Genomic DNA, 15603 nt, shown 5'->3' on the forward strand with positions numbered 1-15603 from the left:
ATGACCGGCAAACCACTCACTGCGGCTCCGGCGGTGGTTCCTTCTGCAGCTGCTCCCACAGTTGAGCAGCCCCCGGAAACTCGGTGCCGTCATCAGCATCAAGTTCATCGGGGTCATAGCGGCTCAAGCACCCCTCGCCGAGGGTCGCGGGGGCCTGGGAAGTGGCTTTATCCAGTGGATCGGTCATCGGGCTGACCTCGTGATTTACAGAACCAGGAGCGGGATATTGAACCCCCGCTCCTGGTTTTTTTTCAATCAGAACACCACGGTCTTGTTGCCGTGCACCAGCACACGGTCTTCCAGGTGGTAGCGCAGGCCGCGGGCCAGGACCATCTTCTCCACATCACGACCGAAACGCACCATGTCCTCGATGCTGTCGCTGTGGCTGACCCGTACCACGTCCTGCTCGATGATCGGACCGGCGTCCAGCTCTTCGGTGACGTAGTGGCAGGTGGCGCCAATCAGCTTCACCCCACGCAGAGAAGCCTGGTGGTAAGGCTTGGCACCGACGAAGGACGGCAGGAAGCTGTGGTGGATGTTGATCACCTTGTGCGCATATTCGCTGCACAACGCCGGCGGCAGGATTTGCATGTAGCGCGCCAGCACCACCACTTCGGCGTCGTGCTGTTTGACCAGACGCGAGACCTCGGCGAAAGCCGGCTCCTTGTCCTGGGGATTGACCGGTACGTGGTAATAAGGAATACCGTGCCACTCGACCATGCTGCGCAGGTCATCGTGGTTGGAGATCACACAGACGATCTCACAGTCCAGCTCATCGCTGTGCCAGCGGTGCAACAAGTCGGCCAGGCAATGGGACTCGCGACTGGCCATGAGCACCACACGCTTTTTCTCGGCGGTATCAGTGATTCGCCAGTCCATCGAGAACTCTTCGGCGATCGGCGCAAATGCCTCGCGAAAAGCCTCCAGGCCAAAAGGCAGGGAATCGGCACGAATCTCGTGGCGCATGAAGAACCAGCCACTGAGGTTGTCCGAGTGGTGGCTCGCTTCGGTGATCCAACCGTTATGGGAGGCCAGAAAGTTACTGACTTTGGCAACGATGCCAACGCGGTCAGGGCAAGAAATCACCAACCGAAAGGTGCGCATGAGGGGGAAACTCCAGAACTTCGCAAAGGTCGCCATTCTAGCCACTGCGCGAAAAAACTGCAGTATCCATTGCGCGCCGGGCCTTGATTAGATTGGCAATCGCCGCTTGAAACGCCTAATCCACAGCCACTGCAACGACAGATACCGACACTTGCCAATAGCGCACAACTAGTTTGTGAATAGCGCAGTTGAACCCTTCGACCTATTAAATACCGAAATGATTTTTACGTCTAAACACACTAAGAGAGACAAATAAAACAGCGGTATTATGTTTACTTGCACATACTCTCTGACTATTATTGCGACATTGTCACCCAGCCACTCAGCGCTCAATAAGGTAGTCCACATGTCCCTGATCAACGAATACCGTGCTACAGAAGAAGCCATTAAAGAACTGCAAGCACGTTTGAAAAACCTGTCCCAAGACGACAAACTGAAAACCGAACTGGAATTCGAAGGCAAACTGCGCAGCCTGATGGGCGAGTACTCCAAGTCCCTGCGCGACATCATCGCCCTGCTGGATCCGGACTCGAAAGTTAAAGCACCACGCGCCGCAGTAAAAACCACCGGCACCAAGCGTGCTCGTAAAGTTAAACAGTACAAAAACCCGCACAACGGTGAAGTCATCGAAACCAAAGGTGGCAACCACAAGACTCTGAAAGAGTGGAAAGCCAAGTGGGGCGGCGATGTGGTTGAAGGCTGGGCAACCCTGCTGGGCTAAGCCTTGCCAGTGAGCGCCCGGGCTCCTGCAGTCCGATTGAAAAACGCCAGCCCGCTGGCGTTTTTTTATGCCCCGGCAACCTGTTCCAGAGCCGGGGCCATCGTTCAAAGAGCCAGGCGCCCAGCCAAGGCCCGAACATGCTCGCGCCACTCATCCAGCACCTGGCGCTGCTTCGGATCAGCACTTAACAACGATTGCTCAAGTCCCTGAGCAAAACTTTCCAGGGTATTGGGCGCGCCGAGTTTCGGGTCAAGCAAACGCTGCTGACAGAACCCGCGCCAACGCTCTTGCTCAGTTTTATCCAATGTCTCTGGAAAGTTGCGGGCACGGTAGCGAAAGAGCAATTCAGGCAAGCGCTCATCATCAAATGGCCACTGTTGCTGAGCCAAATGCAACGGATCAGCCTCACGCACTTGCTCACACAAACGCCGGTCGCGATCACCAATAAAGCCGTCGTACAACTGTTGCTCCGGGTCTTCGCTGGCCGCGAACTCGTCAGGACCATAAATCACCGAAAGTTTATCCCGCCAAACTTCCTGGGCCTCAGTCAAAAGCAAGCCACGGCGCTGGTACTGCTCCATGTCCAAGTGCAGCCGTTGTTGATCCTCCACGCGCAAGACATTCAAGGGCGCCACTACCGGGCAGCGATTGATATGGATGAGTTTCAACGGCACTGGCAGCTCACCGTCCAGAAGATCTTCGCGCCGCGTATATAAACGCTGACGCAAGGTTTCGGCATCCAGATCCAGCAGCCCCTGCGGATCCAGATGCAGATCACAAACGATCAGCGCATTGCGGTTGCGTGGGTGCCAGGCCAGGGGCAGCACCACCCCGATGTAGTGCCGGGCCGCAGAGAAACGCCCGGAAATATGCACCAGAGGCTGCAGCAGGCGGATCTGATCCATCACCCGCTGCTTGCTGCGCAGTTGAAACAGCCAGTCATAGAGCTTGGGTTGCTTGTCGCGAATCAGACGCGCCAAGGCAATGGTGGCGCGGACATCGGACAGTGCATCGTGGGCCTGGCCGTGGTCGATACCATTGGCGGCGGTCAGGCGCTCCAGCTTGAGGGTCACCTGCCCCTGCTCCTGCGGCCAGACGATCCCCTCGGGACGCAGAGCGTAGGCCGTACGCACCACATCGATCAGGTCCCAGCGGCTGTTGCCACCCTGCCATTCACGGGCATAGGGATCGAAGAAATTGCGGTACAGGCTGTAGCGGGTCACTTCATCGTCGAAACGCAAGGTGTTGTAGCCAACGCCGCAAGTCCCAGGGCGCGCCAGTTGCCCGTGCACCCGGGTCATGAAATCCGCCTCGCTCAAGCCCTGCGCCGCCAGCCGGCTCGGGGTGATGCCGGTGATCATGCAGGCCACCGGGTGCGGCAGGATATCGTCGCTGGGCTGGCAGTATAGGTTGACCGGCTCGTCGATCTCATTGAGCGCCAGATCGGTGCGAATACCGGCCACTTGCAACGGGCGATCGCTGCGAGGATTGATGCCGGTGGTTTCGTAGTCGTACCAAAAGAGGGAAGTCACGGCCTGTTCCTGAACTGAAAGACCGCCGCAGTCTAGGCGCTCAAGCATCCCCAGGGCCAGCCGCGCGAACCGGCGGCACGCAGAGCGCCACGTTGAATTCGCAGTTAATGATGTCGTTTGCCCCTCGGACACTGCTAGCATCTGCGCTGGATTTTTCTCTACCAGGCCAAGCCCCAAAGTTGCCCATGCTTGAGACGACAGCAACGCCAAGGAACGCATCGCTGCACCCGCCACTGGATACGCGGTATCAGGTCGAAACCCCCGAGGGCATCGATCTGCCGCTGCGACCGGCGGGATTGCTGGTGCGTACCCTGGCGTTTGCCCTCGATCTGGGCGTCCGCGGGCTGGTGTTGGGCCTGCTGTTCATTGTGCTGGGCTTTTTCGGCGAGATCGGCATCGGTCTCGGTTCGATCCTGCTATTTCTGATCAGCTGGTGGTACATGGTGCTGTTCGAGGTGCTGAACCAGGGCCGCTCTCCCGGCAAGCAAATAATGGGACTGCGAGTGGTTCAGGACGATGGCACCCCCATTGGCTGGAGCGCCTCCCTGACCCGCAACCTGCTGCGCTTTGCCGACATGTTGCCGTTCGGCTACTTCCTTGGCGCGATCAGTTGCCTGCAGCATCCGACCTTCAAGCGCCTGGGCGACCTGGCCGCCGGCACCCTGGTGATCTATCGCGAGCAGTCGGTCAAGCGCCCGGAACTGCCACCCGCCGTCCCCCGCTCCGCACCTTTTGCCCTGAGCCTGAACGAACAACGGGCGATTCTCGGGTTTGCCGAACGTCAGAATCAACTGTCGGCCGAGCGCACCCGGGAACTGGCGGCGATCCTCGCACAACCGCTGCATGTACCCACCGCCCAGGCCACTGCCGAACTCAACGGCATCGCCCGCGGTTTTCTGGGAACGACATGAAACAAAGCCTTTTTGAGAACCGTCATCAGGCGCAATGGCAACAGTTCGAGCATCTGCTTGACCAGTTGGAGCGACGCCGGGTCAAAGCCGAGGACTGCCAGAACTTCGTCCAGGACTACCGCCGCCTGTGCCAGCACCTGGCCCTGGCCCAGGAGCGCGGTTACAGCAGTTACCTGATCGATCCATTGCAGCAGTTGGCATTGCGCGGCCATCAGCAGTTGTACCGGCAACGCACCGCCATCAGCGCCAACGTCCTGGGCTTCATACTGGCCGGTTTTCCGCGTCTGGTGCGCCAGGAGTGGCGCCTGGTACTGATTGCCAGCCTGCTGTTCTTCGGCAGCCTGCTGGGTATCGGCCTGTTGGTGTACCTCTACCCCGAACTGGTCTATAGCCTGGTGAGCCCGGAGCAGGTGTCGGAAATGCAGAGCATGTACGAGCCCACCGACGGACGCCTGGGACGGGTCGCCGAACGCGCCTCAAGCCAGGACTGGGTAATGTTCGGCTACTACATCATGCACAACATCGGCATCGCCTTTCAGACCTTCGCCAGCGGCCTGCTGTTTGGCCTCGGTAGCGTGTTCTTCCTGTTTTTCAACGGCCTGATGATCGGCGCCATCGCCGGCCACCTGACCCAGATCGGCTTCGGCCAGACCTTCTGGCCCTTCGTCATCGGCCATGGCGCCTTCGAGCTGAGCGCCATTGCCCTGTCCGGTGCGGCCGGGTTGAAACTGGGCTGGGCACTGATCGCCCCCGGTCGCCTGAGCCGCGGCGAAGCCCTGTTGCAGGCTGCGCGGATAAGCGTGCAATTGGTCTACGGGGTTATCGTATTCCTGCTGATCGCGGCCTTTATCGAAGCCTACTGGTCCTCCATGACCTGGCCCGCGCCCTGGATCAAATACAGCGTCGGCGCCGCCCTGTGGAGCCTGGTGGTGGCGTACCTGACCCTGGCCGGACGTGAATCCCATGCGCCTGAGTGACGCCAGCGTGACGATCCGCCCACGCAACCCCTGGGAAGCCATGGACCTGGGGATACTGCTGAGCCAGCGTCACCGGCGCCTGCTGATGACCAGCTGGGCCATCGTCAGCCTGCCGGTGTTTGCCCTGCTGAGCCTGCTGCTGTGGCAATCCCCATCCTTGGCAGTGCTGTTGTTCTGGTGGCTGAAACCGGCCTTCGAACGCCTGCCACTGTTCATCCTCTCCAAAGCCCTGTTCGGTGAAACCCCAAGCCTGGCAGAGGCGCTGAGGCAGTGGCCACGCCTGCTCAAGCCACAATTGCTGGCCAGCCTGACCTGGCGCCGCTTCAGCATGAGCCGCAGCTTTGTCATGCCGGTGGTGCAGCTTGAAGGCCTGAGTGGCGATGCCCGGCAACAACGCCTGGCGGTCCTGCTGCAGCGCAATGCCGGGGCCGCACGCTGGTTGACCCTGATCGGCATGCACCTGGAAGGCGCCTTGTGGATCGGGTTGATGGTGCTGTTCTACCTGCTGCTGCCGCAACAGATCGAACTGGACTGGAGCTGGCAGAGCCTGGTCATCGCCGCCCAGCAGGACTGGTTCTGGCTGGAACACCTGACCAACGCCTTCTACGCTCTGGTCCTGGTGATCTGGGAGCCCATCTACGTGGCCTGTGGCTTCAGCCTGTACCTCAACCGCCGCACCGAGCTAGAGGCCTGGGACATCGAACTGGTTTTCCGCCGCCTGCGCCAGCGTCTGGCGGGCGTCACGGCGCTGCTGCTGGTGACCGGCCTGATGCTGGCAATGCCGGGCGCATCGATCTGGGCAGCCACTCCCAGCAGTTCCGTGGCTGGCCCCGAAGCGCCACGACTGCTGCAGCAACCGCTGACCAGCAAAGCCTCGAAGGACAGCATCCAGGGCATCCTGGAAAAGCCGCCGTTCAAGAACCAGGAGTCGGTCACCCGCTACCGCTTCGGCGAAGAGCAGGCACAGAAGAAAGACGCCAAGGACAAGCCGCCGGGCTGGCTCAAGAGCCTGCTTGAGAACCTCGACAACAACAGTTTCGGCAGCCTCGCCAAGGGCCTGGAAATCCTCCTCTGGGCCTTGCTGCTAGGGGCCCTGGGCTGGCTGATCTGGCGCTACCGCGATTGGCTGCGAGCCTTTGTCAGCCGCCGTCCGCTACCGCGCAAGAAACGCCCCGCCGCGATCCCCCAGCAACTGTTCGGCCTGGACGTCAGCAGCGAAACCTTGCCCGCCGATGTGGCAGCCCGCGCCGAGGAACTCTGGTCCAGTCAGCCCCGGGAAGCCCTGGGCCTGCTTTACAGGGCACTGCTCAGTCGCCTGCTGGAAGACTTTCATCTGCCCCTGAGCGTGGCCGATACCGAAGGCCAGGTACTGGAGCGGATCAAGGCCTTGCAACAACCGCCCCTGGAAGCCTTCAGCCGCGAGCTGACGGAGCATTGGCAGAACATGGCCTACGGTCACCGGATTCCCGGCGCCGATCTGCAACCGCAACTGTGCGACGCCTGGCGCAGTCTGTTCGGCCCAGGAGCGCCAGCATGAAGCGCTATCTTTGGGGCAGCCTGGCCCTGTTGCTGATCCTGGTACTGGGAGCCGCCGGCTACTACCTGTACCGCCACGCCACGCCCTATCAGGAACTCGTCGATCACGGCCCGTCGCCCGAAGCCCGCGCCAATCCCTACCTGGCCGCCGAGATGTTTATGCGCGAACGCGGCCTCAAGGTCGATCACGCCAACGGCCTGGAAGTACTGGCCACCTTGAAGCCCGCCGGCAACAGCCTGCTGTTGCTGGGGGAGCGCTCGAACATGAGCCCGCGCCAGGCCGACCAGGTGCTGGATTGGGCCCGTGCCGGTGGCCGGCTGATTTTTGTCGCCGAAGCCCTGTGGGACGATGACACCCAGCAAAGCGGTGACTTGCTGCTGGATCGGGTGCAGATCCATCAACAGCTCAGTGAAGACCTCGAGGAGCCGCCGGAACAGGAAGCCAACGACGCCTTTCCAAAGCTGACCAAAGTCTATCTGGAAGACGAACAGGCCCCGGCCTACATCGGCTTCGACACCGCCTTCCACCTGGACGACCCTGACAGCCTGGCCCAGTCCTGGGCCAACAGCGGCGTGGCCACCCACATGATCCAGCTCGACTACGGCCAGGGCTCGGTCACCGTGCTGACCGACGCCGACATCTGGAAAACCCCGGCCATCGGCCTGTACGACAACGCCTGGCTGCTGTGGTACCTCAATACCGATACGGCCGTGACCCTGCTGTTCAACACCGACCACCCGAGCCTGTGGCAATTGCTCTGGCGCTATTTTCCCCAGGCGTTGGTAGCCCTGGCGCTGTTGATCGGCCTGTGGCTGTGGCAGGCCGGTAGCCGCCAGGGGCCTTTGCTGGCGCCGGCCCCCAAGGCCCGGCGTCAACTGCGTGAACACCTGCGCGCCAGTGCCGATTTCATCCTGCGCCATGGCGGCCAGGGCCCACTGCTGCAGGCCCTGCAACTGGATATCCGGCGCCGGGCACGACGTCGCCATCCGGGTTTCGAACAACTGGAACCCGAAGCCCAGTGGGACGTCCTCGCCCTGCTCAGCCAGCAGCCTGTCGATGCTGTGCGCCAAGCCCTGCAACCGGTGTCCGGGCAGCGCCTTTCCGGTGCTGATTTCAGCCACCAGGTCGCCCACCTGCAAACTCTCAGGAATGCCCTATGATCTGGCACCTTGCAGGTGTTAGATACCTACTATATTAGAAATAGCCCCTTACAAGCTCATAGGCATGGCCCTGAGATGGGACTTGATGGGGCAATCTAATAGCCCTGACTCTGTCAGAGCAGAAGAGGGAATTGGGTGCCAGGTCGGTGCAAGGGGACCGCAGATGGAGCTTGTGTGGGCGACTGAAGATTTCGTGATCGCCGGGCAACCCTATCCTGGGTTTCCCATTCTGCTTTTGGACTCGATGGAGAGTTGCGTCCCGGTCAATCAGTTCTTTCGCCACTACCTGCTTCGCGGGGTCATTGGCTCTAAGCGTTCCTGGCCCAGTACTGGACGCGCACTGTACGACTTCTTCAGCTTCCTACAGGCTCATGAGCTCGACTGGCGTGACGTAGATCGTGGCGAGGCCAAGAGCCTTGTGGCGGCCTATCGGGACTACTGCCTAGTGGCGTGCGAACTGGCACCAAACACCACTCGCCAGCGCCTGACTTACATCTGCAAGTTCTATGAGTTCGCGCTGAAGGAGGGGTGGGTGAAGCGCCTGCCCTTCGTCTATGAAGAACGCACCGTAAAGCGCGAAACAAGCTTCCTTGCGCATATCGATGCTAGTGGCGGCAAGGCCATGGCAAATAATGTTATGCCGCGTAGCCACAAGGCCCTGCCCAAGTTCCTGAGCATGACCGAGATCAAGGCGCTCCTGGCAGCAACGGAGAACCCCCATCACCGGATGATGATGCGCTTGGCACTTCATACGGGACTGCGCCGCGAGGAAATAGCCACCTTCCCGCTGTCCTATGCCTTCGACCCGAACAAGGCGGTGCGAACTGATCGCAACCTCCGCATTCGCCTCGATCCCTTCGATGGCAGCGGCATGGTGACTAAGGGCAGCAAGCCGCGAGAGGTTTACGTCAGCCGCCAGTTCATGGCCGAACTCTATCGCTATGTGACGAAGGTACGCGGCGAGCGTGCCTTGCTCAGTAAGACCTTGCAAAGGACGCTGCTCCTCAACCAGTCTGGGGAACCCTATGGCGAGAACGGTAAGAGTATCAACCGGATCATCAGAGAGGTCGGCAAGCGGGCCGGAATTAAGGTCCATACGCATATGCTCCGGCATACCTATGCCACCCATACCCTGGTCAGCCTTCAGCGCAACCCTGCGAGCGGACTGGAGCCCCTGATGTTCGTTCAGCGGCAACTAGGTCACAGCTCCATTCAAACGACCATGGTGTACCTGCATCTGATCAACGAAATGGCCGACGAGGCGGTACTGACCTATGACGACGAGTTGAATGCACTTGCGGGAGCGGCCTGATGGGCAAACGCAAGATATTTGCCAAGACCGACCTTGGCGTCCCGCAAATTGAGCACACCCACGACGCAGTAGGCAATGTGGTCATTCTGCCCGAGGCCATTCCTCCGACTAACACCATGATCAAGTTCAGGCGCAATAGCTCTACCAGCCGTAGCTTTGACTTTGCTCGCTGGTACGGAGTTGGCATCGACCCCTTTACATACGCCTGCCAACGACAAATTGAGCGCTACCTCGCCGGGCAGGATGGTGCGGTAGAAATCATCACAGTGATTAGTTACTGCACAAATGGGCTACGCCATTTTTTCGATTTTTGCGTACTGCGCGCGAAAGCTTTGGGCCTTGACCTGAGCCTATCCGATATAAACCGGGATTTGATAGACGGTTATCTCAAACATTTGAAAGGGTCGGGCGTGGCGACTACCTCTCAGAAGAGCCGCTACTCGAAGACCAAAGCCGTACTGCACAGTTTGGGGCAACGTGGGCTAATTCACTTGGTCGCCTCAGGCGACGCGGCCACCTTCCCTCGTAATCCATTCCCAAACATCAACCGCAAGGCCAAAGGCGAGACAGCGCTGTCAAAACGCGAGCGACAAGCGTTTTCGACGGCGCTGCGGCAAGCCATCAAACCGATCTGGACCGATGACCCACCTGTCACCAGCGAGCTGCTGTCCTACGCCCTTCTGATCGTGGCACTGCACACCGGACGGAATACCACGTCACTTCTGGAGATGAGCCGCGACTGCTTGCGCCCACACCCCAAGGACAACACCGTATTCCTTACGCTATGGAAGCGACGCGGCCACAACACCAACAAGGTGGTGCTGCGCGCAGAGTCGGACGCCAAGCGCCGTCTGGAGTCCACGCCGAGTGTGAGAATCAATGTGGAGCGACTGATCCGCCGCATAATGACCTTATCCGCACCACTAGATGCAGAGGCTCCGGTCAACTTCAGGGGGCGCGTATGGCTGTATCGCAGTCGAGATTTCATGAATTTCGATCAAGTCACGGCACTAGATGCACAAGTGTTGGGCAAAGCGATACGGCTCCTTGTACATCAATATGGTCTGATCAACAGCAACGGAGAACCTCTGCGCATCAACATCTCGCGTCTCCGGAAAACTTTCGCGAACCGAATTTTCGAGCTAACCGACGGAGATTTGGTGATCACCGCTACGGCTCTCGGTAATACCCCGCGGGTGGCCGACCAAAATTACCTGTCGCCCGGCGAGGGTGCCCGTCGTAACTGGAGTTTCATGGGCGAGGTATTGGTGCAGGAGTTGCTGACTCAGAGCATCGGTGCAACATACAGCGACACTCCCATGGGCCGCTGCGCCGACTTGGTAAACGGCCAGTATGCTCCGAAGCGCGAGGGCGCGACCTGCATGAACTTCCTGAACTGCCTACGCTGTAAGCACTACGCGGTGACCGCAGAGGATCTGTACAAGCTTTTCAGCTTCTACTTCCGCGTACTGGCAGAGCGCTCACGTATGGACAAACGACGATGGACACGGGAGTACGCCCACATCCCCCGCTTGATCGACTACTACATCATTGCCGAGGGGCTGCGGCGCGGCACCTTCAAGGATGCAACCGTGGAAGCCGCTCGTGAGCGTGCTCGCATTTTACCGCACCCATTCTGGTCGGTTGATCTGATCGACAGCCTGGAGATCTTTGCATGCGCGTCAACACACTGACGGCCCTACCCTGGGAACTCCTTGATGTACAGCCGGGCGATACGCGTGGGCTCCCGAAATCCGAACGCGACGCCCTCATAATCAGCGCAGCTCAGGTAGATGGGCAATGGGTCATCCTCAGCCGCTACGGCGATGACGCCTGGCAACTCGACGGTTTTGCTAGCAACATACCCGCCAGCAAGAAACGGCTGGACTTCGATAAAGTGCCACCAGCTTTTAGGGCGGTGATGAAAGCGATGTTCTACCGACACCTAAGAAGAGGACGCAGCGAGAGGGGGCAGCCTAAAGGCGCTACTCTTCGAAAATGCTTCAAAGATGCGTTGCCATTTTTACGTCACTTGGAAATGCTCAAGCTTGACCGTTTGGGGGCGGTGACCCCTCTGATCTGTAGCACCTATGTGACAGCCTGCAAAGCTCATCGCCGGACCAGCCAATCTGGCGGGAGGCCATTGACGCAGGAAGGACTACAAGGCCGTTTCGGGGCAGTCGAAGCGCTCCATGAACTCAGCCAATATACCGAAGACCGAATGCCACAGCACCCTTGGGCAGGAACGTCCGCACGCTCGATGGCGGGGCTAATCGGCGGCGTCCGAGGCGGCAAAACACCGCTAATGCCCGATGATGTGTTCTGCACTCTGTTCGAGCAGGCATATCGGCAGGTTGAATGCGGCCAACAACTGCTTGACCTGCGCGATGAGTTGGCTGTCGTTGCGGTGCAACGTAATAGGTTGAGCAGCAGAAGTGTAAATAATGCTAAGAACCGCCGCTTGGAGGCTCTTGGCTGGGAGACTGGGTTGAGGGAGTTCACCAAGGCACTGATAAATCTGCGTACCGCCTGCTACATTGTTCTGGCCAGCACATCCGGCTGTCGCAACCATGAGCTGGCCAATTTGCAGTCGGGCGCACATCATCGCACCCAGGACGATGAAGGCACCGTCTATCACTGGATGCGCTCGCGGTCAGAGAAGACCGATGTTGGTCCTCATAGTTGGATGATCCCCGAGGCTGCCGTACGTACCTTGCGACTGATGGAGCGCTGGAGCAAGCCCTATCAGGCACTGATCACCGCCGAGATCGCGAAGCGGCGTTGCGCGAACCCGCATGATCCGCAAATCGCGGAGGCACACAAGCACCGCCATGCAATCTTTGTCGGCGTAGATCCGAAAGATTGCAACCAAGTGCGCACACTTTCCAACACAGGTTGGGATTCTACACTCAAGAAGTTCGCCAAAGACTGCGGACTGAATTGGGATCTCAGCAGCCACCAGTTTCGCCGAAAATTCGCCAACTACGCCGCACACAGCCGGTTCGGCGATCTGCGCTACCTCAAGGAGCATTACGCACACTGGTCGCTGGACATGACTTTAGGCTACGCCATGGACGACAGTTGGGGGCAGCATTTTGACCTTGAACTGTACGACGATATTCAGGCGGAGTTGGAAGACATCAAGCTCGGTGTCGTCGATAACTGGCTGGGTGACGCCCCCCTGGCCGGCGGCTATGGCCGCTCGATAAAGCAGTGGAAGCGAGAACCGCAAAACCTACTGATCTTCAAGGATCACAGCTCGATGCTGAAGTCCATTGCCGAAAGCACCGCGATTCGCAGTAACGGCCATGCTTGGTGCACGGCGGACGATGACGGTTGCGTCGGGAATACCCTTGAGCGTACCCGCTGCGGCAACTGCAACAATGCCGTGATCGGTCGCGGCCATGCTCCCATTTACCAACGACTTTACGATGATCTGAAAGGTCTGCTGCATTACTCGGACATTGGCGAGGGCGGCCGCCAACGCGTTGAGCGCGACCTGAATCGCTGCCGTGACGTATTGGCCCAGTTAGGCATGGATCCGGAGACACTGATCGCATGAAGCCAAGAGACAAATCAACCAACTACAAGCCGGCTGAGGATCGCGATAAAGATCTGCGGCTCGCGCTTTACCGCATCCAGAAGGGACGCGCCCACACAGGGGAAACCAAGGTTACCATCGCCGCAGTAGCCCGCGAAGCAGGCGTATCGACGGCGCTGATCCACAACCACTACCCGGGCGTTGCCGAGGCTATACGCGAGACTCAGGGGCGCTCGAGTCGTGCCATGCGTGATGTGAAGCACCAAGGCTTGATTGCCGAGCGCAAGAAGTCCGAAGCATACCGTCAGGTGATCGAGGAGTTGCGTGCCAAGGTCGCCAACCTCGCTTCCATCAACGAAGTTCTGTTGAACGAAAATGGGGTGTTAAAGACCAAGTTGAATGACCGTAAGGTGGTCGATCTGAACTTGAGGAAATCACAACAATAGGTAGCAATAGCACTGCGGCAGATCACACACATCCACATTCTGTGCGTGATCTACAGATCAGCGAGCAAGAGTTTCGCAAGCGTCCGGCAAACACGCCTTCCCGACACCATTGCTAAGGCGATGGTGTCCACCTATTTAATTGAACACCTGGATGATCGAATCCAACGCAGTGCGTGAAACCCGAGCATTGTCAGGCACTGCGAAAAACGGGGAGTCTGAATTTGGCTGCCCGACAGCAGAAATCTCAGAGACACCCCGTTGGCGTCGAATCGGCATTGCCACCCATCCCATTCTGAAACGACTTTTTTACAGTAACTCGTGAGCGGTGAGCACACTTCGCCCTCTCCCAAGGAAGGTAACAGCCGAAATAGCTCACACGCCCCTAGATCATGCACACTACATACATGAACCTATCGGAGCTTGGCATGATTGATAAAAAAACTGATCGTTTGCTGGTGCCTGAAGATCAGGTGATTGTTGTGTTAGATACTGCCTCAGCACGCAACCTCGCTTATCCCGAGCAATCACCTCAATGGGTCGATACGTTCGCCAAAATGTCGGTACAGGGCTATTCGTTCTCTCTAGCTGACGGCACGCTCGCCGAACTGCTGGCCCAGCGTCGCCGGGATGCATTAACAGCAGAGGAGTGCCACCGGATATGCCAAAGGTTGGAGCGTTTTCTGAACCCTCAGCTACCCGTGCTGCTGGGAAAGCGTGACCTAATGGGCATGCTGCAAGTGAATGATAATTTGTGGAGTGAGGACGAATGCCGGCAGATGTCGCTTTCTGGCTGGAGCAGACTGAAACGCTACGCGGACAGTGGTGATGAGCAACAGTCGCCGGAATGGGTACTGCAAGAGGAGCGGGATGACTGGATCGAGTTTTTCAGCGGATGGCAGCAGATCATCGACAAAATCAACGCTGAGGATCCATCAACCCCTCTCGATCTGGAAGCGATGAGCACTGGGATGCTTGAGGGAATGGCAAGCGCCCAGGATAAATGGACCTCGTTAGTGCCACCAATGTCGGTACGTCTACACCTGCAGAGCCGATACCTGTGCCGACAGTTCATCCGCATGCAAAAAGCAGAAGACGCCTATAATCCAACGTCGAAGAAAAAGCGCAACGACGGGATCGATGCCGATCTCTACCGCTTTTTGCAATTACCGGCCTTAGTTGTGACTGAGGACAGAGGCTTTCTCACCGGCCTGGGCGATATCGACAGTTTTCAGAAGCACTGGTTTTTTAAGGCCGAGGCACTGGCCGAAAAATGGGAACAAGGCCAAAAGCCCGCGCCCATCTGGCCTTAGGTAAGAGCCTTAATCAGCTCAGTCATCTGTCGAAATCAGTGTGCATCTCGGTTTGCTCGCACTCTACACAACAGGGCACACGCCACTCAGGATACCTTGCATGCACGAAAATACGTCCTCCGGCTTAATCATGCCCACCCCCATCCTGCAGCTTCCAATGCAAGCGTTGATAAAGGTGCCGGCTGCGGCGGTGAATGCACTTCACCCTTCGTTCTCCGAGGAAGACCGTCAACAGCTGCTTACGATGCAGTACCGCAGCGTCACCTACCAGGACGCAATGGTGAGTGGTAATGCTTTCTTGGACGCTAACGGTGTACTCCTAATGCACACCACACGGCCCGAGGCATCCTTCAAAGGGATGGTGTTTGAGGCTTATCTCGCCAGGATGTGTCGCGACTACTCAGCCACCATCGGCCGCAAAGTATTCGCCTGGTGCACCGAGCGTCAGCCGGGGCGAGTCTCGGACTCCCTACTAAACCAGTACACCGCGTTTGTGACAGCCGACAAAAGCCTCATGAATCAGGTGTCTACCGCATGGCTGTACAATACGGCGAGCCCTTTTGATGTCCAGTTCTACAGGATCAATGAAAATGGTGATGCTGAGCTTGCGACGCTGGTTAAGAGCGGTACAACAGCCGGCATTCAGGTCAAAGCGATTACCGGCAACGAACGTTCAGAGATCATCGATCTCATGCTGCAAAACCGCTATCGGCACGTGCTCACACTTCTAAGGCACTCCTCTGGAGAGCACAGCCACGATGTGTGCATGAGAATATTGGCGGCTCTACAGCGAAGCGGGGAAATCACCGGCGATGATTATCGTAGTGTCGTAACCCGGTTGGCACATCCTGATCAGCTGGGCCTCGATCAGTACGATGTTGATCAATACAGTTATTACCTGAGCATGCTGCATCGGAGCGGTGGAAATATGGATCAGAACGTTGTTGAGGCCATCACATTGGAGGTGACGGATAATCTAATACAGAGCCAAGGCGGAATTTTGCTCCCTGTACAGCAGAGTCTGGCTCTTCAAAGCCAGCAGCTCCACTGAA

The 15603-nt window shown here is 58.3% G+C and carries 14 protein-coding genes; 11 read left to right on the plus strand and 3 right to left on the minus strand.

Annotated features, from left to right (window positions below):
* Positions 1-16 precede the first annotated feature (16 nt).
* Both PFZ56_RS28785 and purU read right to left on the minus strand, forming a co-directional pair.
* Complete coding sequence (locus PFZ56_RS28785; RefSeq protein WP_170001668.1) at positions 17-187, minus strand: hypothetical protein; 171 nt, start codon at positions 185-187, stop codon at positions 17-19.
* A 68-nt stretch (positions 188-255) separates the two neighbouring features.
* On the minus strand, positions 256-1104 hold the full coding sequence (purU, locus tag PFZ56_RS28790) for a formyltetrahydrofolate deformylase (RefSeq protein WP_102880993.1): 849 nt from the start codon (positions 1102-1104) through the stop codon (positions 256-258).
* Positions 1105-1450: 346 nt separating this feature from the next.
* On the opposite strand from purU, the gene mvaT reads away from it, so the two are divergent.
* A complete protein-coding gene (gene mvaT, locus PFZ56_RS28795) occupies positions 1451-1825 on the plus strand; it encodes a histone-like nucleoid-structuring protein MvaT (protein ID WP_102860539.1) in 375 nt (124 codons plus the stop codon).
* 104 nt (positions 1826-1929) lie between these two features.
* Here mvaT and sbcB read toward each other — a convergent pair whose 3' ends face one another.
* The gene (sbcB, locus tag PFZ56_RS28800; protein ID WP_110651400.1) at positions 1930-3357 is read right to left on the minus strand and encodes an exodeoxyribonuclease I; all 1428 of its coding nucleotides are present in this window, start codon (positions 3355-3357) and stop codon (positions 1930-1932) included.
* A 185-nt stretch (positions 3358-3542) separates the two neighbouring features.
* Between sbcB and PFZ56_RS28805 the strand changes: the two genes are divergently transcribed.
* From PFZ56_RS28805 to PFZ56_RS28850, 10 genes are all read left to right on the plus strand, one after another.
* The gene (locus PFZ56_RS28805; protein ID WP_123394085.1) at positions 3543-4268 is read left to right on the plus strand and encodes an RDD family protein; all 726 of its coding nucleotides are present in this window, start codon (positions 3543-3545) and stop codon (positions 4266-4268) included.
* Complete coding sequence (locus PFZ56_RS28810; protein WP_102880701.1) at positions 4265-5245, plus strand: stage II sporulation protein M; 981 nt, start codon at positions 4265-4267, stop codon at positions 5243-5245. Before PFZ56_RS28805 ends, PFZ56_RS28810 begins: the two co-directional genes overlap by 4 nt.
* The gene (locus tag PFZ56_RS28815; RefSeq protein ID WP_102880702.1) at positions 5232-6782 is read left to right on the plus strand and encodes a DUF4129 domain-containing protein; all 1551 of its coding nucleotides are present in this window, start codon (positions 5232-5234) and stop codon (positions 6780-6782) included. Before PFZ56_RS28810 ends, PFZ56_RS28815 begins: the two co-directional genes overlap by 14 nt.
* On the plus strand, positions 6779-7942 hold the full coding sequence (locus PFZ56_RS28820; RefSeq protein ID WP_110594886.1) for a DUF4350 domain-containing protein: 1164 nt from the start codon (positions 6779-6781) through the stop codon (positions 7940-7942). The genes PFZ56_RS28815 and PFZ56_RS28820 overlap by 4 nt, the downstream gene beginning before the upstream one ends.
* 163 nt (positions 7943-8105) lie before the next feature.
* A complete protein-coding gene (locus PFZ56_RS28825) occupies positions 8106-9254 on the plus strand; it encodes a tyrosine-type recombinase/integrase (RefSeq protein WP_394304544.1) in 1149 nt (382 codons plus the stop codon).
* The gene (locus PFZ56_RS28830) at positions 9254-10948 is read left to right on the plus strand and encodes a hypothetical protein (protein WP_394304545.1); all 1695 of its coding nucleotides are present in this window, start codon (positions 9254-9256) and stop codon (positions 10946-10948) included. The genes PFZ56_RS28825 and PFZ56_RS28830 overlap by 1 nt, the downstream gene beginning before the upstream one ends.
* Positions 10930-12816, plus strand: coding sequence for an integrase (locus PFZ56_RS28835; protein ID WP_394304546.1), 1887 nt, complete (start codon positions 10930-10932; stop codon positions 12814-12816). Before PFZ56_RS28830 ends, PFZ56_RS28835 begins: the two co-directional genes overlap by 19 nt.
* Positions 12813-13241 carry a TetR family transcriptional regulator gene (locus PFZ56_RS28840; protein ID WP_394304547.1) on the plus strand — a complete coding sequence of 143 codons (429 nt, stop codon included), beginning with the start codon at positions 12813-12815 and terminating at the stop codon, positions 13239-13241. Before PFZ56_RS28835 ends, PFZ56_RS28840 begins: the two co-directional genes overlap by 4 nt.
* 425 nt (positions 13242-13666) lie before the next feature.
* Positions 13667-14551, plus strand: coding sequence for a hypothetical protein (locus PFZ56_RS28845; protein WP_394304549.1), 885 nt, complete (start codon positions 13667-13669; stop codon positions 14549-14551).
* Between the two features lie 100 nt (positions 14552-14651).
* A complete protein-coding gene (locus PFZ56_RS28850; protein WP_394304550.1) occupies positions 14652-15602 on the plus strand; it encodes a hypothetical protein in 951 nt (316 codons plus the stop codon).
* Position 15603 lies beyond the last annotated feature (1 nt).

The organism is Pseudomonas danubii (assembly GCF_042980055.1).
GTDB classification, from domain to species: domain Bacteria; phylum Pseudomonadota; class Gammaproteobacteria; order Pseudomonadales; family Pseudomonadaceae; genus Aquipseudomonas; species Aquipseudomonas danubii.

Excerpts from the sequence above, each read along its gene's own strand:
- PFZ56_RS28820 (WP_110594886.1), top strand. The coding sequence starts at position 6,779 with ATGAAGCGCTATCTTTGGGGCAGCCTGGCCCTGTTGCTGATCCTGGTA.
- PFZ56_RS28850 (WP_394304550.1), top strand. The coding sequence starts at position 14,652 with ATGCACGAAAATACGTCCTCCGGCTTAATCATGCCCACCCCCATCCTG.
- PFZ56_RS28810 (WP_102880701.1), top strand. The coding sequence starts at position 4,265 with ATGAAACAAAGCCTTTTTGAGAACCGTCATCAGGCGCAATGGCAACAG.
- PFZ56_RS28835 (WP_394304546.1), top strand. The coding sequence starts at position 10,930 with ATGCGCGTCAACACACTGACGGCCCTACCCTGGGAACTCCTTGATGTA.
- PFZ56_RS28845 (WP_394304549.1), top strand. The coding sequence starts at position 13,667 with ATGATTGATAAAAAAACTGATCGTTTGCTGGTGCCTGAAGATCAGGTG.
- PFZ56_RS28805 (WP_123394085.1), top strand. The coding sequence starts at position 3,543 with ATGCTTGAGACGACAGCAACGCCAAGGAACGCATCGCTGCACCCGCCA.
- PFZ56_RS28785 (WP_170001668.1), bottom strand. The coding sequence starts at position 187 with ATGACCGATCCACTGGATAAAGCCACTTCCCAGGCCCCCGCGACCCTC.
- PFZ56_RS28815 (WP_102880702.1), top strand. The coding sequence starts at position 5,232 with ATGCGCCTGAGTGACGCCAGCGTGACGATCCGCCCACGCAACCCCTGG.
- PFZ56_RS28830 (WP_394304545.1), top strand. The coding sequence starts at position 9,254 with ATGGGCAAACGCAAGATATTTGCCAAGACCGACCTTGGCGTCCCGCAA.
- PFZ56_RS28840 (WP_394304547.1), top strand. The coding sequence starts at position 12,813 with ATGAAGCCAAGAGACAAATCAACCAACTACAAGCCGGCTGAGGATCGC.
- purU (WP_102880993.1), bottom strand. The coding sequence starts at position 1,104 with ATGCGCACCTTTCGGTTGGTGATTTCTTGCCCTGACCGCGTTGGCATC.
- PFZ56_RS28825 (WP_394304544.1), top strand. The coding sequence starts at position 8,106 with ATGGAGCTTGTGTGGGCGACTGAAGATTTCGTGATCGCCGGGCAACCC.
- mvaT (WP_102860539.1), top strand. The coding sequence starts at position 1,451 with ATGTCCCTGATCAACGAATACCGTGCTACAGAAGAAGCCATTAAAGAA.